Genomic DNA, 19,559 nt, shown 5'->3' on the forward strand with positions numbered 1-19,559 from the left:
ACACGGCCCGCACCTGCGGGCGCGCGAGTGTTCCATGCGCCGTTCCTCTCGCCGCGCCAGTCAGGGAATACCCGATTCCGGTCACCAGGCCCGGCTTGTTATCATTCGTTCACATTCAAGTTGTATAGACAACTTGAGCCAATCGGACCGGCCGCGCTCGCCCGGTTCGTCGCATAAAACGATATCGGAGACTCGATGAAAAACTTGCAGCGCCACCTGAGCGCGCGGCACATCCGCTTTCTCGCACTAGGCTCGGCGATCGGCACGGGCCTGTTCTACGGGTCGGCGTCCGCGATTCAGCTCGCGGGCCCGGCGGTGATCCTCGCGTACCTGCTGGGCGGCGCGGCCGTCTACATGGTGATGCGCGCGCTCGGCGAGATGGCCGTGCGCGAACCCGTCGCGGGCTCGTTCGGCCACTACGCGACCGAGAACCTCGGCCCGTTCGCGGGCTTCGTCACCGGCTGGACCTACACACTCGAAATGGTGATCGTCGCGATCGCCGACATCACCGCGTTCGGCATCTACATGGGCTTCTGGTTTCCGGATGTCCCGCAATGGATCTGGGTGCTCGGCGTCGTCGCGATCATCTGCGGGCTGAACCTGTGCCACGTGAAGGTGTTCGGCGAGCTCGAATTCTGGCTGTCGATCATCAAGGTCGGCGCGATCGTCGCGATGATCGGCGGCGGCGTCGCGATCCTGCTGACCGGCATGCACTTCGGTCATTCGGCCGACGTGCCGACGTTCGCGAACCTGTGGAACCACGGCGGCTTCCTGCCGAACGGAATCGGCGGGCTGATCGCGTCGCTGTCGGTCGTGATCTTCGCGTACGGCGGGATCGAGGTGATCGGGATGAGCGCCGGCGAGGCGAAGGACCCGGAGCGCGTGATTCCGCGCGCGATCAACGCGGTGCCCGCGCGCATCCTGCTGTTCTACGTGCTGACGATGGTGGTGCTGATGTCGATCGGACCGTGGACCGGCGTCGGCAGCGACGGCAGCCCGTTCGTGCAGATCTTCTCGGCGCTCGGCGTGAAGTCGGCGGCGACGATCCTGAACCTCGTCGTGATCAGCGCGGCGATCTCGGCGATCAACAGCGACATCTTCGGCGCGGGCCGGATGATGTTCGGGATGGCGCGGCAGGGTCAGGCGCCGCGCGTGCTGATGACGACGTCGCGCCACGGCGTGCCGTGGGTCACGGTGCTCGTGATGGCCGCCGCGCTGCTGGTCGGCGTGCTGCTCAACTACCTGATGCCGAAGGACGTGTTCCTGGTGGTCGCCGCAATCGCGACGTTCGCGACCGTGTGGGTGTGGCTGATGATCCTGCTGTCGCAGGTCGCGATGCGCCGGCGCCTGTCGCGCGCGGAAGTCGCGGCGCTGAAGTTCAAGGTGCCGCTGTGGCCCGTCGCGCCCGCGCTGACGATCGCCTTCATGGGTTTCGTGATCGTGATGCTCGGCTGGTTCGACGATACGCGCGTCGCGCTGTATGTCGGCGCGGCATGGCTCGCGCTGCTCGCGGCCGTGTTCTATGCCCGGATCCGGCCGAAGTTCGCGCCTGCGTCACGGTGACGCACGGCTGACTCTCCATGCGGTGCGCCGGCTCCGGCGCCCGCGTCTCTCGCGTCTCTCGCGGATCCCACAGCGTCACACGACGCATCGTGCCGCCCACCGCAGTCCCGCTCTCCCCCTTCCCGTACCTGCGCATCGCTGCGGCCCCGTCCCGGGCCGCGCGGCGATCACGCACGGGCACGACGCGTCAATGCGACGCGGCGCTCGCAGCCTCGGCCGGATGGGCCTCGTCGTACGCGTGCTTCTGCGAGATCGCGTTGTACAGGATCGTCCCGATCACGAGCAGCACGGCCACGACGATCAGGATGCTCACGTTGCGGACAGGGTTCTTCTTGCGCTGATCGTTCATGGTCGGGGCGGCTCCGTCGAATTCGTTGAAGCCGGCATTCTACGCGCTTGTATCCGCGCCGCACCGTGCCGTCGCGCTCTCCGCCCGGCGTCTTCCCGACGGCTTTCGAAAGCTTTCATTTGATAATCATTCCCATTTCGATCTAGAATCGCAAATCTTTCGCTTTGTAATGTTCCGAGTCGCTCGGGCGGCAGGCGCGCGCCGGAACGCTTCCTCGTCCACCTGCCCCACCGGAGTCTCCATGTCGAATCCGCGCACCCGCCTGCTGCCGCTCGCCGGCACCCTCGCCCTGGCTGCGGCCGCCTTCGCGCCGCTTGCCCAGGCGGCCGAGGAAGTGAGCCTGTACACCACCCGCGAGCCGAAGCTGATCCAGCCGCTCATCGACGCGTTCACGAAGCAGAGCGGCGTCAAGGTCAACACGGTGTTCGTCAAGGACGGCCTGCTCGAGCGCGTGAAGGCGGAAGGCGCGCAGTCGCCGGCCGACGTGCTGATGACGGTCGACGTCGGCAACCTGCTCGACCTCGTCGACGGCGGCGTCACGCAACCGGTGCGCTCGAAGGCGCTCGACGATGCGATTCCCGCGAACCTGCGCGGCGCGCAGGGCGACTGGTATGCGCTGTCGCTGCGCGACCGCGTGCTGTACGTCGAAAAGGACCTGAAGATCGATGCGTTCCGCTACGAGGATCTCGCCGATCCGAAATGGAAGGGCAAGGTCTGCATCCGCTCGGGCCAGCATCCGTACAACACGGCGCTCGTCGCCGCGATGATCGCGCACGACGGCGAAGCCGCGACCGAGAAGTGGCTGCGCGGCGTGAAGGCGAACCTCGCGCGCAAGGCGACGGGCGGCGACCGCGACGTCGCGCGCGACATTCTCGGCGGCATCTGCGACGTCGGTCTCGCGAACGCATACTACGTCGGCCACATGAAGAACGCGGAAGCCGGCACCGATTCCCGCAAATGGGGCGATGCGATCAAGGTCGTGCGCCCGACGTTCGCGAACGCGAAGAGCGGCGGCACGCACGTGAACATCAGCGGCGCGACGGTCGCGAAGCATGCGCCGCACAAGGCCAATGCGGTGAAGCTGCTCGAATACCTGGTGTCGCCGGAAGCGCAGGCGCTGTATGCGCAGGCGAACTACGAATACCCGGTGCGCGCGAACGTGAAGCTCGACCCGGTGATCGCGAGCTTCGGCACGCTGAAGGTGGACCCGCTGCCGCTGGCGGATATCGCGAAGCATCGCAAGGCGGCAAGCCAGCTCGTCGACAAGGTCGGCTTTGACAACTGATGCACTTTTGGCCCGCGCGCGTCGCCAGCCCTTTCGGTTGCGTGCGGGCAGCGTTTGGCTGGGCGCTGCCGTTGCGATCGCCGCGGCGGTCGCGGCGCCGCTCGCGGTGCTCGTGGCCGCCGCGTTCGACGCCGATCTCGCGCACTGGCGGCATCTCGCCGAATTCGTGCTGCCGCAGGCACTCGTCAACACGCTGCTGCTGCTCGCGGGCGTCGGCACGATCGTGTCGATCGTCGGCACCGGCTGTGCATGGCTCGTCACCGCCTACGATTTTCCCGGCCGCCGGATCCTGACCTGGGCGCTGCTGCTGCCGCTCGCGGTGCCTACCTACATCGTCGCGTTCGCGTATCTCGACCTGCTGCATCCGATCGGCCCCGTGCAGGGCGCGATCCGCTGGCTGCTCGGCTTCGACAGTCCGCGCCAGTTCCGCCTGCCCGACCTGCGTTCGCTGCCCGGCGCGATCTTCGTGCTGGGCTTCGTGCTGTATCCGTACGTCTATCTGAGCACGCGCGCGATGTTCGTCACGCAGTCCGCGAGCCTGCTCGAGGCCGCGCGCACGCTCGGCGCCGGCCGCGTCGCGACGTTCTGGCGCGTCGTCGTGCCGCTTGCCCGGCCGGCGATCGCGGTCGGCATGAGCCTCGCGCTGCTCGAAACGCTGAACGATATCGGCGCGTCGGAATTTCTCGGCGTGCAGACGCTGACCGTGTCCGTCTATACGACGTGGATCACGCGCTCCGATCTCGCCGGCGCCGCGCAGATCGCGCTTGCGATGCTCGCGATCGTCGTCGGCATGATCGCGCTCGAACGCTACGGGCGCCGCCGCCAGCGCTACGCGCACGGCCGGCGCATGCGGCCGATCGCGCCGCGCCGCCTGACCGGCGCGGCCGCGCTGGGCGCCGCGGCGCTCGGCTGGCTGCCCGTCCTGCTCGGCTTCGGCGCGCCGGCCGCCTATCTCGCGACCGAGACCGGCAAGCGGCTGCATCTCGTCGGCGGCGTATCCGCGCAACTGATGACGGGGCTCGCGAACACGCTGACGATCGCGACCGCCGCCACCGCCACGACGCTCGCGTGCGGGCTCGTCGTCGCGTGGGCCGCGCGCGCGCAGCGCGACAGCGCGCGCGCGGGCCCTGCCCGCCTGTGCACGCGGATCGCGAGCCTCGGCTACGCGGTGCCGGGCACCGTGCTCGCGATCGGCCTGCTGATTCCGTTCGCGGCGGCCGACCGGCTGTTCGGCGTGGCGCTCGGCCGCGACGGACTGTTGCTGATGGGCTCCGCGACCGCGCTCGTGATCGCGTATACCGTGCGCTTCCTCGCGATCCCGGCCGGCGGCATCGAAGCCGGCCTCGCGCGCATTCCGCCGTCGCTCGAACAGGCCGCGCGCTCGCTCGGCGAGACGGCCGGCGGCACGTTGCGCCGCGTCCATCTGCCGCTGTTGCGGCCCGCGCTCACGACGAGCGCGCTGCTGGTGTTCGTCGACGCGATGAAGGAGCTGCCGGCCACGCTGCTGTTGCGCCCGCTGAACTTCGACACGCTCGCGACGTGGCTGTATGCGGAAGCCGCGCGCGGCACCTATGAAGAAGGCGCGGTCGCCGCGCTCGCGATCGTGCTGGCCGGGCTCGTGCCCGTGATCCTGCTCGCCCGCACCCGCCACAAGATCGGAGCCTGACACCGTGAACCTGCTCGAACTCGACGACCTCTGCGTCGCCTACGACACGCCGCACGGCCGCCGCACCGTGGTCGACGGCCTGAGCCTCGCGCTGCCGCGCGGCGACATCGGCTGCCTGCTCGGCGCGTCCGGCTGCGGCAAGACCACCGTGCTGCGCGCGATCGCCGGCTTCGAACCCGTGCGCATGGGGCGCATCGTGCTGGACGGCACGCCGGTCGCGGCGCCGTCGCTCGACGTGCCGCCCGAGCGGCGGCGCATCGGCATGATGTTCCAGGATTACGCGCTGTTCCCGCACCTGAGCGCGGCCGACAACGTCGCGTTCGGCCTGCGGCGCAGGCCGAAGGCCGAACGGCGCCTGCGCGTCGCGCAGATGCTCGAGCTCGTCGGCCTCGCCGATTCCGGCGACGCGTATCCGCACGAACTGTCGGGCGGCCAGCAGCAGCGCGTCGCCCTCGCGCGCGCGCTCGCGCCGTCGCCGGAATTGCTGCTGCTCGACGAACCGTTCTCGAATCTCGACGTCGATACGCGCGAGCGGCTCGCGTTCGAGCTGCGCGACATCCTGAAGCACACGGGCCACACCGCGATCCTCGTCACGCACAATCAGGCGGAAGCGTTCGCGATCGCCGACCGGATCGGCGTAATGAAGGACGGCCGGCTCGCGCAATGGGATACGCCGTACGCGCTGCACCATCATCCGGCCAGCCCGTTCGTCGCGGATTTCGTGCGCCGCGACGCCCTGGCCGACGAGCGCGCACGCGCCCTCGCGCGCGGCCGCTGACACCGCGTCGCCGACGCGACGGCGTGCCCGTCAAGCGGGCTCGGCCAGATCGCGCACGGGCAGCGCGGTCGAATACTTGATCTGCTCCATCGCGAACGACGAACTGACGTCGAACAGCGGCACCGTGCGAATCAGTTGCTTGTAGACGCGATCGTAGTCGTCGATCCCCGCGACGACGACGCGCAGCAGATAATCGGTCTCGCCGCTCATCCGGTAGACCTCGACCACTTCCGGCATGTCGCGCACCGCCTGCGTGAAACGCTGCGCCCATTCCTCGGTGTGCTGGTTCGTGCGGATCGCGACGAACACGGTCGTGCCGACCCCGAGCTTGCGCGGATCGCACAGCGCGACCTGCGCGCGAATCGCGCCGGTTTCCTTCAGCCGCTGCACGCGCTTCCAGCACGGCGTCTGCGACAGGTTCACGCGCTGCGCGAGCTCGGCGATCGGCAGCGTGGCATCCGCCTGCAGCAGCTCCAGCAGCTTGCGATCGATGGCGTCCATTTCTCCATTCCCTCGTCGATAGAAATTTATTCTATTCATCCTGTCCAACGGGGAACAATATGAAAACTGCCTCGTTGCGTCGACCGGTGTAAATACCGATCCGTCATGCACGCGATCGCTTTCGCCGCGCGCCGCGCCAAATGAAACAGGCGACGCCGCCCGCGAGGGCGGAATCGCCTGACATGGCTGCGCGTCGCCGCTTGCACGTCGCGCCCGGGCCGGCGCTTACCCGCCGCCGGCCGTCACGCCGCTCAATACGCGACCGTCGCGATCTCGCGCACGAAGCTGTCCTGCTCGAGCGCGTCGACGAACGCGACCGCGTAATCTTCCGCCGAGATCTTGCTGTTGCCTTGCGCGTCCACGATCAGCTTGCCGATGCCGGTGCGGAACGTGCCCGTGCGCTCGCCCGGCGCGATCAGCGCGGCCGGTGCGAAGAAGGTCCAGTCGAGATCGGCGACCGTCTTCAGGTAGCCGAGCGCGTCGCGGTGCGCGAGCGCCTGCGGCTTGTACGCGTCCGGGAAACCTTCGGTGTCGACGAGTTGCTTGCCCGGCGCGACTTCGAGCGAACCGGCGCCGCCCACGACGACGAGCCGCTTCAACCCGGCCTGACGCGTGCCGGCGACCAGCGCCTTCGCGACCGCGACGACCTGCGCCGCATCTTCCTGCTTCGGGCCGTACGCGCTTGCGACGACGTCATGGCCCGGCAGCGCGGCCGCGATGCTGGCGGCGTCGAACAGGTCGGCCGCCTTCGCGGTGATGCCGTCGCCGGATGCGCCCGGATGGCGCGACAGCGCCGTGACGCGGTGGCCGCGCCGCACGGCTTCCGCCGCGATGCGCGAGCCGATCATCCCGGTGGCGCCGAACAGCGCGATATTCAACGAACGTTGCGTCATATCGATTCTCCAGAAATAGAAATATGTAACACAATTAATTACATATAAGACCGAAAAAAACGGGGCGAAGCCCCCGTTGCGCCGATCGTCGCGTGCATACGCGCCGCCCGGCTTCCTGCCCTGCCCGCCGCCGGGCACCCGTCGTCGGTTGTCCGCCGCGAGTTGCCCGTTGCCGGTCGCCCGCCGCCGGTCGCCCGCTGCCGGTTACCCGCCGGCGCGCGCCGCTCGTTGCGTGCGCTGTTCCAGATCCAGCATGTCGGCCGTCACGTCGACCAACGTGCGCGTGGCGAGCGAAGCCTCCATCGCGCGCTGCGCGTCGCCGATATAGCCCGTTAGCACGCCCTGGATGTGCCGCCCGACGAGACACGCCGGATTCGGCGCCTCCCGGTGCAGCGCGAACAGTTGCGCATCGTCGACCGCGCGATACACGTCGAGCAGCGTGATCTCGCCCGGCTCGCGCGCGAGCAGCGCACCGCCGCCCGCCCCGAGCTGCGACGTCGTCAACCCGGCTGCCGCCAGCATCGACAGCAACCGGCGAATCAGCGCCGGATTCGTATTCACGCTGCCCGCGATGATGTCGGACGACAACGGCACGCCTTCCTGCATCGACAGCAAGGCGAGCACGTGAACGGCAAACGCGAACCGGCTGCTGGTATTCATCCCTGACTCACTCGGCGACGCCGGCCCGACCCGCGACCGGCGAAATGTGTATCCATCATAATTACATTTTGCGGATCGTGCAAGCCTGCGTCATTCGCCGCTCGCGGGTTTCGCCCCCGCGGCATTCTGCTGGCTCCACTGCTGGAGTTTCTTGCCGGCTTCGGCGATCTTCGCGCCCGCTTCGGAAGCCGCATGCGCGACGACGGCGGACGCCGCCGCGTCGATCTGCGCCTGCGCGGCCGACGCGAGGCCGCTCGCGGACAACGGCGGCACGGCCGACGCCGCGGATGCGATACCCGCCTTCGCCGCGTTGATCTGTTGATTGACGGTACTCGCCACCTGGTCGAGCGCCTTGGCCGCATTGTTCGCCGCATCGGCGGCCGCGCTCGCGGCCGTATCGGGCTGCGCGGCCGGCGTGCCGGACTTCTCGCAACCCGCGAGCAACAGCAGCGTGCCGGCGGTCACGGCCGCCAGCACGGACCCGGGCACGCGACGCGCCCGCGATGTCTTCATGTTCATCAGCAATCTCCGGCCGCGCATTGCACGACCTCGTGGTTGGACCGGTGTCGATGATACCGCCTGTGGAACAGGCCCAATGACGACCAGCGATTAAAAATCCCTTTCAATTTCGGATTCGTCTGATTCAATCGCGGGCGCCACGCCTCTAAAGTTGGCACGCTCCAATTCGCTTCATCCGTGCCTCCTTTTTCCTCGTCATGGCTTTCCTCGTCGACTGGCTCATCGCCCTGGCCGCGCTGCTCGCCGGCACCCTGTTCATGTGTCTGCGCGCGCCGTCGGCGCGCCGCCTCGCCGAATCCGGGCGTCCGCGCCGCATCGCCTGCGCGCGCCTGCTCACGCAAGCCGTGATCGGCTTCTGGACGGCCGCGCTGATCGTCGCGCAAGGCATCCTCGGCGCAGACGGCGACGGCCAGTCCGTCGCGGGCTTCGCGGCGCTCGCGTTCGCCGCGCTCGGGCTGGCGACCGTCGCCGCCTACTGGTCGGCGTGCGCGCTGCGGCTGCGCCGTCCGCCCGCGCTGTTCGCGCGCCACTGACGCGCCAGATCGGTGCACCGCAACGCCGCGCCGCGCACCGCTTCATTCGCCGTACGCACCGATTCGGCTCGTGTCGCACCACACGCGTGCATCGGGCATGGCCCCGCGCCGACGTCCGCCGCGCCCTCATCCCGTGCACGATTCACCGGAATGCCGCACCGCGCGGTATCCGGGCACCAGTTCCACGCAGCCGTTCACCACATTGGCTCGATACTTGCATTCCTTGCCCGTTTTTTGCGCAAGGAAGCCAGGGCATGGATGGTCTGAAATCCGGCGTCGACACACTGTTCCTGTTGATCGGCGCCGTCATGGTGCTCGCGATGCACGCGGGCTTCGCATTTCTCGAACTCGGCACGGTCCGCAGGAAGAACCAGGTCAACGCGCTCGTGAAGATCCTGGTCGACTTCTCGGTGTCGACGCTCGCGTATTTCTTCATCGGCTACACGATCGCGTACGGCGTCGAATTCTTCGACGACATCGGCACGCTGTCGCAGCACAACGGCTACGCGCTCGTGCGCTTCTTCTTCCTGCTGACGTTCGCGGCGGCGATCCCGGCGATCGTGTCCGGCGGCATCGCCGAGCGCGCGAAGTTCAACCCGCAGCTCGTCGCGACGCTGATCATCGTCGGGTTCATCTATCCGTTCTTCGAAGGGATCGCCTGGAACGAGCGTTTCGGCGTGCAGGCCTGGCTCACGCATGCGTTCGGTGCGCCGTTCCACGACTTCGCGGGCTCGGTCGTCGTACATGCGTTCGGCGGCTGGGTCGCGCTGCCGGCCGTGCTGCTGCTCGGCGCGCGCCACGGCCGCTATGCGAAGGACGGCCGGATCGCCGCGCACCCGCCGTCGAACATCCCGTTCCTCGCGCTCGGCGCCTGGGTGCTCGCGGTCGGCTGGTTCGGCTTCAACGTGATGAGCGCGCAGACGCTCGACAAGATCAGCGGCCTCGTCGCGGTGAACTCGCTGATGGCGATGGTCGGCGGCACGCTCGCGGCGTGGATGGCCGGCCGCAACGACCCGGGCTTCACCTACAACGGGCCGCTCGCGGGCCTCGTCGCGGTATGCGCGGGCTCCGACGTGATGCATCCGATCGGCGCGCTCGTCACGGGCGCGGCGGCCGGTGCGCTGTTCGTCGCGATGTTCACCTGCGTGCAGAACCGCTGGCGCATCGACGACGTGCTCGGCGTCTGGCCGCTGCACGGGATGTGCGGCGCGCTCGGCGGCCTCGCGGCAGGCGTGTTCGGGCTGCCGGCGCTCGGCGGTCTCGGCGGCGTGTCGTTCCTGTCGCAGCTCGTCGGCACGCTCGGCGGCATCGCGCTCGCAACGGCGGGCGGCACGCTCGTCTACGGCGCGCTGAAGGCGACCGTGGGCCTGCGTCTCGATCGCGAAGCCGAATTCGACGGCGCCGACCTGTCGATCCACCGCATCTCGGCCACGCCCGAGCGCGATTGAGCGCGAGCAAGCATCCGATGGGCATCCCGCAGCATGCCTGACGGATGCCCGATGCATCATTACGTTTTCAATTCAAAAAACTTTCATCTAGCGTCCCTACACTTCGGTCCAGATTTCAACTTGCCTTCGCGAAGCTTGCCGCTCGCCTGCTTCGCGAACGCCATTCTTCCAACAACCGAAACTGGACTCCACATGCCCGCGTTGCCCAATGCTTCCCGTCGTCAGGCCCTGAAGATCCTCGCCGGCGCACCGATGCTCCCCCTTTCCGGCCTCGCGCTGCCGGCCCTGCTGACGGGTTGCGGCGGCGACGACGATCCCGCGTCGACGCCGGCCCCGGTCGCCGCTGCCTATACGTCGGCGGCATTCTCGACGATGGCCGCGCCCACGCTCGACAACGCGGCCGCGATGGCCACGACGACGGTCGGCTCGACGCTGTCGGTGTCGTTCTCTGACGGCTCGTCGCGCAACTTCAAGCTCGCGTACCGGCCGTTCTTCGTGACGGGCGACATGGTGCCGGACGGCAACGGCGGCACGACGCTCGCAGGCGGCTACTACGACATCAACAACCAGCCGATCATCGATCGCTCGGTGGCCGGCAAGGAGCGCCAGTTCTATTCCGACTGCCCGGACGGCAGCTCGCTGCTGACGCTGAAGAACGCGAACGTGCCCGGCGTGAAGGGCAACACGGTGTTCGCGGTCGTGCAGTTCGAATATACGACGCGCGACCAGGCCAGCGCGTCGCAGTACGGCCAGCTGCCGTCGCCGATCGCCGTGCTCACGCTCGACCAGGATCCGGCCACCGGCGCGCTGAAGGTCGTGAAGTACCACAACGTCGATACGTCGAAGGCGCACGGCCTGTGGATCACCTGCGGCGCGAGCCTGTCGCCGTGGGGCACGCACCTGTCGAGCGAGGAATACGAGCCGGATGCGACCAAGGCCGCAACCGACGCGCAGTTCAAGGCGTTCAGCAAGAACACGTTCGGCGACGAGACGAAGGCGAACCCCTACCACTACGGCCACCTGCCCGAGATCACCGTGAACCCGGACGGCACCGGCACCGTGAAGAAGCACTACTGCCTCGGTCGCATCTCGCACGAGCTGATCCAGGTGATGCCGGACCAGCGCACCGTGATGATGGGCGACGACGCCACCAACGGCGGCCTGTTCATGTTCGTCGCCGACAAGGCGGCCGACCTGTCGGCCGGCACGCTGTACGTCGCGAAGTGGACGCAGACGTCGTCCGCGGGCGCGGGCACCGCGACGCTCACGTGGATCAAGATCGGCCACGCGACCAGCAGCGAAATCGAAACGCTCGCGAACACGCTGAAGGCGTCGGACATCATGGACCTCGCGACCGTCGATCCGAACGATGCGAGCTACACGAAGATCCACTTCGGCGGCAAGTTCAACTGGATGCGCGTGAAGCCGGGAATGGAAAAGGCGGCCGCGTTCCTCGAGACGCACCGCTATGCGGCGCTGCTCGGCGGCAGCATGGCGTTCACGAAGCTCGAAGGCACGACCGTGAACGCGAAGGACAAGATCGTCTACACGGCGATGTCGCGGATCGAAACGTCGATGGTCAAGGGCAACGCGGTGTCGCGCGACGTCGCGGTCGACAAGAAGATCGCCGCGGGCGCCGTCTATGCGCTGAACCTGAAGGCCGGCCAGCGCGACACGACGGGCGGCGCGATCGACAGCGAATGGGTGCCGGTCGACATGGGCGCGCCCGCCGCGCTCGTCGGCGAGGACCTCGCCGCGGCCGACGCGCTCGGCAACCTCGCGAACCCGGACAAGATCGCGAACCCGGACAACCTGAAGTTCTCCGAAAAGCTGCGCACGCTGTTCATCGGCGAAGACTCGGGCATGCACGTGAACAACTTCCTGTGGGCCTACAACGTCGACACGAAATCGCTCGCGCGCGTGCTGTCGTGCCCGGCGGGCGCCGAATCGACGGGCCTGCACGCGGTCGACGAGATCAACGGCTGGACGTACATCATGAGCAACTTCCAGCACGCGGGCGACTGGGAGTCGCCGCTGCACGACAAGGTCAAGCCGACCCTCGACCCGCTCGTACGCGCGAACTACAAGGATCGCTTCGGCGCGAGCGTCGGCTACCTGACCGCCGAGCAGACCAGCATCAAGCTCGCGAAAGGCTGACGGGCCGCGCGCGAGGGGGCACTGCTTCCTGCAGGGCGCCCCTGGCCGGGGGGCTTTTCTTCATCACCGTTCATTCGTCGGCGCTCCACGCCGTTTCACGCGCGATGCTCATTGCGGGCATCGCGCTTTTTTTGCACGGCGATGCGCCCCGCGCCGGACGACGAGCGGCACACCTGTTCGAAACCCGGCCTGCCACCCTGGGTCGCTACGGCGATGCGCACCCGATCGCATAGACAACCGTATCGACGGGCAACCCGTAACGTTCCTTCACGTTCCGTCAATCGCAGCTTCCCACCGCTCTCCTCCGTCCCTTTTCGTGACGCGAACGCTTCATTCCAACATCCGTTCGGGCTTTGAACCGTCAATACAGCTTCCGCGCCCCCGGATGAATGCGCGTCGGACAATCTTCACTCCACCAACAACAATGAGACTCATTCGCATTTGAATTACGATGCAAATCGGATGGCCCTCCGCTTGCATCGCTGCTTCTTCTTTGAACAGGAGTACAGATAACAGTCATGCTTTCGTCCATCGCCTTTCACCGCGCGTATCTGGCTGCCAACTTCCCCGCATGGCTCGTTCATGTCGCCATGTTCTGGGTCTTCGCCGAAGACTATGTCGCAGACTACGTGTTCGGCAGCGTCGTCGGGATGACGTGCATCGCCATGTATTGCCATTTTTCGACGGCGCACCAAGAGCGCATCGACGCCATCCCTTACTACTCGCGGGCGTTGCTCGTGTCGGCGTCTGCAATATCGATCGGCATCTGCTCGATCGGTCTGATCTCGAAGCTCAACGGCGACGCAGCCACCTTTTCCTTCGCGCTTCCGATCATGCTTGGGAGAGTCGGCTACGACTACTTGCGCCAGATTCGATTCAAAAACCCCCATCGCTGAGCGCATGGCATCGCACGCTCGCACGGTCACTGCGGCAGACGAGCGATAATACGGGTTTGACACATCACGGCGGGCATACGAATCGGGAGCGGGAGTCAGGCAGCGTGACCGCCACCTTCCCGGATCATTGAGCATGCGGACGGGCGAGCGACGGACCGAAGGAAATGGGGGCGCCCCCCCTGTGCCGAAAGCAGCTCTCATCGTCAGCTCACGACTTGTGATCCAGTCTTCACTCCTGCACCCGGTTTGCCCTCATGCGGCTGCGCTTCGCTTCGTTTGCGATAATCGAGCCAGGACGGGACTGCGGGAGTGCCTCATGCAGGGTGCACAAAAAAAAAAGCGCCACGGAGACCGTGGCGCTAAAAAAGTTCTAGCCATTCCGAGGGCCGTGCTAGAACCTGAGAGACTGCGCGAAACATCGTTGCCGGTTAAACTCTTGAAACGATGTTTCGAAAACGTGAGACATTCTTTCCGTTTCCGCCCGACAAGTCAAGCGGTATTTGCACCGGTTCATGCACTTTCCGACAACGCTCATTTGAGTGTTTTCCCAATAAACCAAGGGTGAACCCGTAAAATCTCATCCGATGACCGGTTCACCTGCGGAACATGCATCTTTTGACAATAGTCCTACAATACCAACAAAATTGAAATCGAGTTTCGGAATTAGAGAGAATCCCTCGTGTCGACCACTGTAACCTCTCCCGCGTCGCGGGACCGTGAATCGTCGCCCGACGAGATCACCGCCCTCGCCCGCGGTCTCGCCGTGCTGCGCCGCATCGCGGCTGCCGACGCCCCCGTCAGCAACCGCGAACTGACCGAATTGACCGGCATCCCGAAGCCGACCGTCTCGCGCATCACCGCGACGCTCGTCAGCGCCGGCTTCCTGTTCCAGTTGCCCGACAGCGAGCGCTTCGTGCTGACCGCGTCGGTGCTCGAACTCAGCCACGGCTTCCTGCGCAACTTCGACATCCGCGCGCGTTCCCGGCCGTTCATGATCGAGCTGGCCGAGCGCACGTCGCTGTCCGTGCACCTCGCGGTGCGCGACCGGCTCGACATGGTCGCGATCGACGTGATCCGCCCGCGCTCGGCCGTGCTCGTCACGCGCCTCGAAATCGGCTCGCGGATGGACATCGCGCGTACGGCCGTGGGCCGCGCGTATCTCGCCGCGCTCGAGGACGACGAGCGCCGCCAGTTGCTCGAATCGCTGCGCACCACCGCCGGCGACGACTGGCCGCACGTGTCCGCCCGCCTGACGCCCGCGCTCGACGAAGCGATGCGCGACGGCCACGCGATCGCGATCGGCGAATGGCGCGAAGGCCTGAACGCGGTCGCGGCCGGTTTCGTCGGCCCGTCGGGCCAGCGCTATTCGGTGAATTGCGGCGGCGCGTCGCACCAGTGTCCGCCCGAATGGCTGCAGGAACACGTGGTGCCCGCGCTGCACGAATGCATCGCGAAGATCACCCGCGAAATCGGCGGCGCGCCCGCCCGGCGCATCGGCCCGTAATCGTTTCGTCATCGTCGTGTCGCGTTGTGTAACGACCGTAACCCGTTGAAAGATAGACCGCTGGACTGTAACGGGGACGGCACGTAGGATCATGCCCATCGTCGCACCGCATTCGCGGCGCGCACCGCTCTTTTCCCGCGCGGATCGGCGGGGCCCCGGACCGAGCCGGGCCGCCCCGCCGCGTCGCCCACGCGCAGCCGAGCAGCCCGATTTCCGGGCCGCCGCGCCGTCTTCCTGACAGAACACGATGGATAACGAACAAAAGCCCACGCCCCCTTCGAAAGACCCCGCACCGACCGTCGCACGCCGCCCGCGCCGCACGCTGCTGCTCGGGACCGTCGCGGTCGTCGTCATCGGCGGCCTGCTGTGGTGGCACCCGTGGAACCGCATGCCGGCGGCAGGCAGCACGGCGAAAAGCGCGGGCGCCAGCGCCGCCGCGGGCAGCCATCGCGGCCGCGGCGGCCCCGCTGCGATGGCGAACGTGCCGCAGCCGGTGCAGGTCGCCACCGCGACGCAGGGCGAGATGCCGATCGTGCTGTCCGCGCTCGGCACCGTCACGCCGCTCGCGAACGTGACGGTGAAGACGCAACTGTCGGGCTACCTGCAGTCGGTGTCGTTCCAGGAAGGCCAGATCGTCAAGAAGGGCGACGTGCTCGCGCAGATCGATCCGCGCCCGTACCAGGTCGCGCTCGAGAACGCCGAAGGCACGCATGCCCGCGACGCGGCGCTGCTCGCGACGGCCCGCCTCGACCTGAAGCGCTACCAGACGCTGCTGGCGCAGGACTCGATCGCGTCGCAAACCGTCGATACGCAGGCGTCGCTCGTCAAGCAGTACGAAGGCGCGGTGAAAACCGACCAGGCCGCGATCGATTCCGCGAAACTCAATCTCACGTATGCGCGCATCACCGCGCCGGTCTCCGGTCGCGTCGGCCTGCGCCAGGTCGACCCCGGCAACTACGTGACACCGGGCGACACCAACGGCATCGTCGTGATCACGCAGTTGCAGCCGATGAGCGTGATCTTCACGACGTCGGAAGACAACCTGCCGCAGATCCTCAAGCAGGTGAACGCGGGCCAGAAGCTGTCGGTCACCGCCTACAACCGCAACAACACGGTGCCGCTCGAGACGGGCTCGCTCGCGACGCTCGACAACCAGATCGACACGAGCACCGGCACGGTCAAGCTGCGCGCGAACTTCGATAACAAGGAAGGCATGCTGTTCCCGAATCAGTTCGTGAACACGCGGCTGCTCGTCGACGTGATCCGCAACGCGACGATCGTGCCGACCTCCGCCGTGCTGACGGGCTCGATCGGCCAGTTCGTCTACGTCGTGAAACCCGACAACACGGTGACGGTGCGCAAGGTCACGGTCGGCCCGGTCGACGGCGAACGCACGAGCATCGTCAGCGGCGTCGCGCTCGGCGAGCGCGTGGTGACCGACGGCTCGGATCGCCTGCGCGAAGGCGCGAAGATCTCGATTCCGGCCGACAAGCCGAAAGGCGCGTCGGGCGCGCGCGGCGCAGGCGCGGCGTCAGGCGCCTCGGGCGCATCGGGTGCCGGCGGTCATCGCGGCGGACACCGGCACGGCGCGTCGCAGGCAGCGGCCCCCGCGGCCCAGTAACGCGCGGGCCGCTCGATGAATCCATCCCGCCTGTTCATTCTCCGGCCGGTCGGCACCGCCCTCCTGATGGCGGCGATCATGCTGGCCGGCCTCGTCGCGCTGCGCTTCCTGCCGCTCGCTGCGCTGCCCGAGGTCGACTACCCGACGATCCAGGTCCAGACCTTCTATCCGGGCGCGAGCCCGGAAGTGATGACGTCGTCGGTCACCGCGCCGCTCGAACGCCAGTTCGGGCAGATGCCGTCGCTGAACCAGATGTCGTCGCAAAGCTCGGCCGGCGCATCGGTGATCACGCTGCAGTTCTCGCTCGACCTGCCGCTCGACATCGCCGAACAGGAAGTGCAGGCCGCGATCAACGCGGCCGGCAACCTGTTGCCGTCCGATCTGCCGGCCCCGCCGATCTACGCGAAGGTGAATCCGGCCGACGCGCCGGTGCTGACGCTCGCAGTCAAGTCGAAGACGCTGCCGCTCACGCAGGTGCAGGACCTGGCCGACACGCGCCTCGCGATGAAGATCTCGCAGATCGCCGGCGTCGGCCTCGTCAGCCTGTCGGGCGGCAACCGGCCGGCCGTGCGGATCCAGGCGAACCCGACCGCGCTCGCGAAGTACGGGATGAACCTCGACGACCTGCGCACGACGATCTCGAACCTGAACGTCAACACGCCGAAGGGCAACTTCGACGGCCCGACGCGCGCGTACACGATCAACGCGAACGACCAGCTGACGAGCGCCGACCAGTACAACAGCGCGGTCGTCGCGTACAAGAACGGCCGCCCGGTGATGCTGACCGACGTCGCGACGGTCGTCGCCGGCTCGGAGAACACCAAGCTCGGCGCGTGGGTGAATTCGGACCCCGCGATCATCCTGAACGTGCAGCGCCAGCCGGGCGCGAACGTGATCGCGACCGTCGATGCGATCAAGGCGCAGTTGCCGAAGCTGCAGGAGACGCTGCCGGCCGCGCTCGACGTCGAGATCGTCACCGATCGCACGACGATGATCCGCGCGGCCGTGCGCGACGTGCAGTTCGAGCTGCTGCTCGCGGTCGCGCTCGTCGTGCTGGTGATGTACCTGTTCCTCGCGAACGTCTACGCGACGATCATCCCGAGCCTGTCGGTGCCGCTGTCGCTGATCGGCACGCTCGCGGTGATGTACATGGCCGGCTTCTCGCTGAACAACCTGTCGCTGATGGCGCTCACCATCGCGACCGGCTTCGTCGTCGACGATGCGATCGTGATGATCGAGAACATCGCGCGCTACGTCGAGGAAGGCGAATCGGGGCTCGAGGCCGCGCTCAAGGGCTCACGGCAGATCGGCTTCACGATCATCTCGCTGACGGTCTCGCTGATCGCGGTGCTGATCCCGCTGCTGTTCATGGGCGACGTGGTCGGACGCCTCTTCCACGAATTCGCGATCACGCTCGCGGTGACGATCGTGATCTCGGCGATCGTGTCGCTCACGCTCGTGCCGATGATGTGCGCGAAGCTGCTGCGCCATTCGCCGCCGCCGGAGAGCCATCGCTTCGAGGCGCGCGTGCACCGGGCGATCGACTGGGTGATCGCGCGCTACGCGGTGGCGCTCGAATGGGTGCTGAACCGCCAGCGCTCGACGCTCGTCGTCGCGCTGCTGACGCTCGGGCTGACCGCCCTGCTCTATGTCTACGTGCCGAAGGGCTTCTTCCCCGCGCAGGACACCGGCGTGATCCAGGCGATCACGCAGGCGCCGCAGTCGATCTCGTACGGCGCGATGGCCGAGCGCCAGCAGGCGCTCGCGGCCGAGATCCTGAAGGATCCGAACGTCGACAGCCTCACGTCGTTCATCGGCGTCGACGGCAGCAACATCACGCTGAACAGCGGCCGGATGCTGATCAATCTGAAGGCGCGCGACGAGCGCTCCGAAACCGCCGCGCAGATCATCCGCGACCTCCAGCAGCGCGTGTCGAACATCACCGGCATTTCGCTGTTCATGCAGCCGGTGCAGGATCTGACGATCGACTCGACGGTCAGCCCCACGCAGTACCAGTTCATGCTGACGAGCCCGAACGCCGGCGAATTCGCGACCTGGGTGCCGAAACTCGTCGCGCGGCTGCAGCAGGAGCCGTCGCTCGCCGACGTCGCGACCGACCTGCAGAGCAACGGGCAGTCGGTGTACATCGAGATCGACCGCGCGAGCGCCGCGCGCTTCGGCATCACGCCGGCGACCGTCGACAACGCGCTGTACGACGCGTTCGGCCAGCGCATCGTGTCGACGATCTTCACGCAGTCGAACCAGTACCGCGTGATTCTCGAGTCGGAGCCGAAGGAGCAGCACTACGCGCAGTCGCTGAACGACATCTACCTGCCGTCGGCCGGCGGCGGCCAGGTGCCGCTGTCGTCGATCGCGTCGTTCCACGAGCGGCCGTCGCCGCTGCTGGTCGCGCACCTGTCGCAGTTCCCGTCGACGACGATCTCGTTCAACCTCGCGCCGGGCGCGTCGCTCGGCGAAGCGGTCAAGGCGATCGAGGCAGCCGAGAAGGACATCGGCCTGCCCGGCTCGTTCCAGACGCGCTTCCAGGGCGCGGCGCTCGCGTTCCAGGCGTCGCTGTCGAACCAGCTGTTCCTGATCCTCGCGGCGGTCGTCACGATGTACATCGTGCTCGGCGTGCTGTACGAGAGCTACATCCACCCGATCACGATCCTGTCGACGCTGCCGTCGGCCGGTGTCGGCGCGTTGCTCGCGCTGATGATCACCGGGCACGATCTCGACATCATCGGGATCATCGGCATCGTGCTGCTGATCGGCATCGTGAAGAAGAATGCGATCATGATGATCGACTTCGCGCTCGAGGCCGAACGCGTCGAAGGCAAGCCGCCGCGCGAGGCGATCTATCAGGCGTGCCTGCTGCGCTTCCGGCCGATCCTGATGACGACGCTCGCCGCGCTGCTCGGCGCGGTGCCGCTGATCGTCGGCTCGGGCGCGGGCTCCGAGCTGCGCCAGCCGCTCGGCATCGCGATCGCCGGCGGCCTGATCGTGTCGCAGGTGCTGACGCTGTTCACGACGCCCGTGATCTACCTCGGCTTCGACTCGCTCGCGCGCCGCGTGCGCGGCTGGTTCGAACGCCACGGGCCGGGCGCCGATGCAGGCAAGCACACGGGTGCGTAAATGACACAACCCCCACGCTCACTTCGTTCGCGTGGGGGGGCGCAGCCCCCC

General features: G+C 67.3%; 16 protein-coding genes. 11 read left to right on the forward strand and 5 right to left on the reverse strand.

Annotation, left to right across the window (positions count from 1 at the left end; translation table 11 throughout):
- Nucleotides 1–195 precede the first annotated feature (195 nt).
- Complete coding sequence (locus WT53_RS05280; RefSeq protein ID WP_034206854.1) at nt 196–1,563, forward strand: amino acid permease; 1,368 nt, start codon at nt 196–198, stop codon at nt 1,561–1,563.
- A gap of 187 nt (nt 1,564–1,750) precedes the next feature.
- Here WT53_RS05280 and WT53_RS33370 read toward each other — a convergent pair whose 3' ends face one another.
- Nucleotides 1,751–1,912, reverse strand: a complete 162-nt coding sequence (locus WT53_RS33370; protein WP_006476417.1) for a hypothetical protein — start codon at nt 1,910–1,912, stop codon at nt 1,751–1,753.
- 241 nt (nt 1,913–2,153) lie between these two features.
- On the opposite strand from WT53_RS33370, the gene WT53_RS05285 reads away from it, so the two are divergent.
- Genes WT53_RS05285 through WT53_RS05295 form a run of 3 tightly spaced genes read left to right on the forward strand, consistent with a single transcriptional unit; the run spans nt 2,154 to nt 5,641 of the window.
- A complete protein-coding gene (locus WT53_RS05285; RefSeq protein WP_060258766.1) occupies nt 2,154–3,197 on the forward strand; it encodes a Fe(3+) ABC transporter substrate-binding protein in 1,044 nt (347 codons plus the stop codon).
- Complete coding sequence (locus WT53_RS05290; protein ID WP_060258769.1) at nt 3,187–4,863, forward strand: iron ABC transporter permease; 1,677 nt, start codon at nt 3,187–3,189, stop codon at nt 4,861–4,863. The genes WT53_RS05285 and WT53_RS05290 overlap by 11 nt, the downstream gene beginning before the upstream one ends.
- 4 nt (nt 4,864–4,867) lie before the next feature.
- Nucleotides 4,868–5,641 (forward strand): ABC transporter ATP-binding protein, encoded by a 774-nt coding sequence (locus WT53_RS05295; RefSeq protein WP_034206851.1) that lies wholly within the window; start codon nt 4,868–4,870, stop codon nt 5,639–5,641.
- Nucleotides 5,642–5,671: 30 nt separating this feature from the next.
- On the opposite strand, the gene WT53_RS05300 is transcribed toward WT53_RS05295, so the two are convergent.
- The 4 genes from WT53_RS05300 to WT53_RS05315 all read right to left on the reverse strand — a co-directional run bounded on the left by WT53_RS05300 (nt 5,672) and on the right by WT53_RS05315 (nt 8,214).
- Nucleotides 5,672–6,142 carry an Lrp/AsnC family transcriptional regulator gene (locus WT53_RS05300; protein ID WP_006484401.1) on the reverse strand — a complete coding sequence of 157 codons (471 nt, stop codon included), beginning with the start codon at nt 6,140–6,142 and terminating at the stop codon, nt 5,672–5,674.
- A gap of 251 nt (nt 6,143–6,393) precedes the next feature.
- Complete coding sequence (locus tag WT53_RS05305) at nt 6,394–7,035, reverse strand: NAD(P)-dependent oxidoreductase (RefSeq protein ID WP_034206850.1); 642 nt, start codon at nt 7,033–7,035, stop codon at nt 6,394–6,396.
- Nucleotides 7,036–7,239: 204 nt separating this feature from the next.
- Entirely contained in the window at nt 7,240–7,695 is a 456-nt protein-coding gene (locus tag WT53_RS05310) for an Rrf2 family transcriptional regulator (protein ID WP_034206849.1), read from the reverse strand.
- Between the two features lie 90 nt (nt 7,696–7,785).
- Nucleotides 7,786–8,214: a hypothetical protein gene (locus tag WT53_RS05315; protein WP_034207859.1), complete on the reverse strand. Its 429-nt coding sequence runs from the start codon at nt 8,212–8,214 to the stop codon at nt 7,786–7,788.
- Between the two features lie 197 nt (nt 8,215–8,411).
- Here WT53_RS05315 and WT53_RS05320 point away from each other — a divergent pair, with 197 nt between their 5' ends.
- The 7 genes from WT53_RS05320 to WT53_RS05350 all read left to right on the forward strand — a co-directional run bounded on the left by WT53_RS05320 (nt 8,412) and on the right by WT53_RS05350 (nt 19,508).
- Nucleotides 8,412–8,747 (forward strand): hypothetical protein, encoded by a 336-nt coding sequence (locus WT53_RS05320; RefSeq protein ID WP_034206848.1) that lies wholly within the window; start codon nt 8,412–8,414, stop codon nt 8,745–8,747.
- Between the two features lie 254 nt (nt 8,748–9,001).
- Nucleotides 9,002–10,195 (forward strand): ammonium transporter, encoded by a 1,194-nt coding sequence (locus tag WT53_RS05325; RefSeq protein WP_034206847.1) that lies wholly within the window; start codon nt 9,002–9,004, stop codon nt 10,193–10,195.
- Between the two features lie 192 nt (nt 10,196–10,387).
- Nucleotides 10,388–12,352, forward strand: a complete 1,965-nt coding sequence (locus WT53_RS05330; protein ID WP_034206846.1) for a PhoX family phosphatase — start codon at nt 10,388–10,390, stop codon at nt 12,350–12,352.
- A gap of 518 nt (nt 12,353–12,870) precedes the next feature.
- Nucleotides 12,871–13,248, forward strand: coding sequence for a hypothetical protein (locus tag WT53_RS05335; protein WP_034206845.1), 378 nt, complete (start codon nt 12,871–12,873; stop codon nt 13,246–13,248).
- Nucleotides 13,249–13,927: 679 nt separating this feature from the next.
- Nucleotides 13,928–14,752, forward strand: a complete 825-nt coding sequence (locus tag WT53_RS05340) for an IclR family transcriptional regulator (RefSeq protein WP_034206844.1) — start codon at nt 13,928–13,930, stop codon at nt 14,750–14,752.
- A gap of 247 nt (nt 14,753–14,999) precedes the next feature.
- On the forward strand, nt 15,000–16,373 hold the full coding sequence (locus tag WT53_RS05345; protein WP_034206843.1) for an MdtA/MuxA family multidrug efflux RND transporter periplasmic adaptor subunit: 1,374 nt from the start codon (nt 15,000–15,002) through the stop codon (nt 16,371–16,373).
- A gap of 15 nt (nt 16,374–16,388) precedes the next feature.
- Nucleotides 16,389–19,508 (forward strand): MdtB/MuxB family multidrug efflux RND transporter permease subunit, encoded by a 3,120-nt coding sequence (locus WT53_RS05350; RefSeq protein WP_059782540.1) that lies wholly within the window; start codon nt 16,389–16,391, stop codon nt 19,506–19,508.
- The last annotated feature ends 51 nt before the right edge of the window (nt 19,509–19,559 follow it).

The organism is Burkholderia sp. MSMB2157WGS (assembly GCF_001532755.1).
Lineage (GTDB): Bacteria > Pseudomonadota > Gammaproteobacteria > Burkholderiales > Burkholderiaceae > Burkholderia.

What these genes read in the sequence shown, in the direction of transcription:
- WT53_RS05280 (WP_034206854.1), top strand. Translation starts at nt 196, where the DNA reads ATGAAAAACTTGCAGCGCCACCTGAGCGCGCGGCACATCCGCTTTCTC.
- WT53_RS33370 (WP_006476417.1), bottom strand. Translation starts at nt 1,912, where the DNA reads ATGAACGATCAGCGCAAGAAGAACCCTGTCCGCAACGTGAGCATCCTG.
- WT53_RS05285 (WP_060258766.1), top strand. Translation starts at nt 2,154, where the DNA reads ATGTCGAATCCGCGCACCCGCCTGCTGCCGCTCGCCGGCACCCTCGCC.
- WT53_RS05300 (WP_006484401.1), bottom strand. Translation starts at nt 6,142, where the DNA reads ATGGACGCCATCGATCGCAAGCTGCTGGAGCTGCTGCAGGCGGATGCC.
- WT53_RS05305 (WP_034206850.1), bottom strand. Translation starts at nt 7,035, where the DNA reads ATGACGCAACGTTCGTTGAATATCGCGCTGTTCGGCGCCACCGGGATG.
- WT53_RS05310 (WP_034206849.1), bottom strand. Translation starts at nt 7,695, where the DNA reads ATGAATACCAGCAGCCGGTTCGCGTTTGCCGTTCACGTGCTCGCCTTG.
- WT53_RS05315 (WP_034207859.1), bottom strand. Translation starts at nt 8,214, where the DNA reads ATGAACATGAAGACATCGCGGGCGCGTCGCGTGCCCGGGTCCGTGCTG.
- WT53_RS05320 (WP_034206848.1), top strand. Translation starts at nt 8,412, where the DNA reads ATGGCTTTCCTCGTCGACTGGCTCATCGCCCTGGCCGCGCTGCTCGCC.
- WT53_RS05325 (WP_034206847.1), top strand. Translation starts at nt 9,002, where the DNA reads ATGGATGGTCTGAAATCCGGCGTCGACACACTGTTCCTGTTGATCGGC.
- WT53_RS05330 (WP_034206846.1), top strand. Translation starts at nt 10,388, where the DNA reads ATGCCCGCGTTGCCCAATGCTTCCCGTCGTCAGGCCCTGAAGATCCTC.
- WT53_RS05335 (WP_034206845.1), top strand. Translation starts at nt 12,871, where the DNA reads ATGCTTTCGTCCATCGCCTTTCACCGCGCGTATCTGGCTGCCAACTTC.
- WT53_RS05345 (WP_034206843.1), top strand. Translation starts at nt 15,000, where the DNA reads ATGGATAACGAACAAAAGCCCACGCCCCCTTCGAAAGACCCCGCACCG.
- WT53_RS05350 (WP_059782540.1), top strand. Translation starts at nt 16,389, where the DNA reads ATGAATCCATCCCGCCTGTTCATTCTCCGGCCGGTCGGCACCGCCCTC.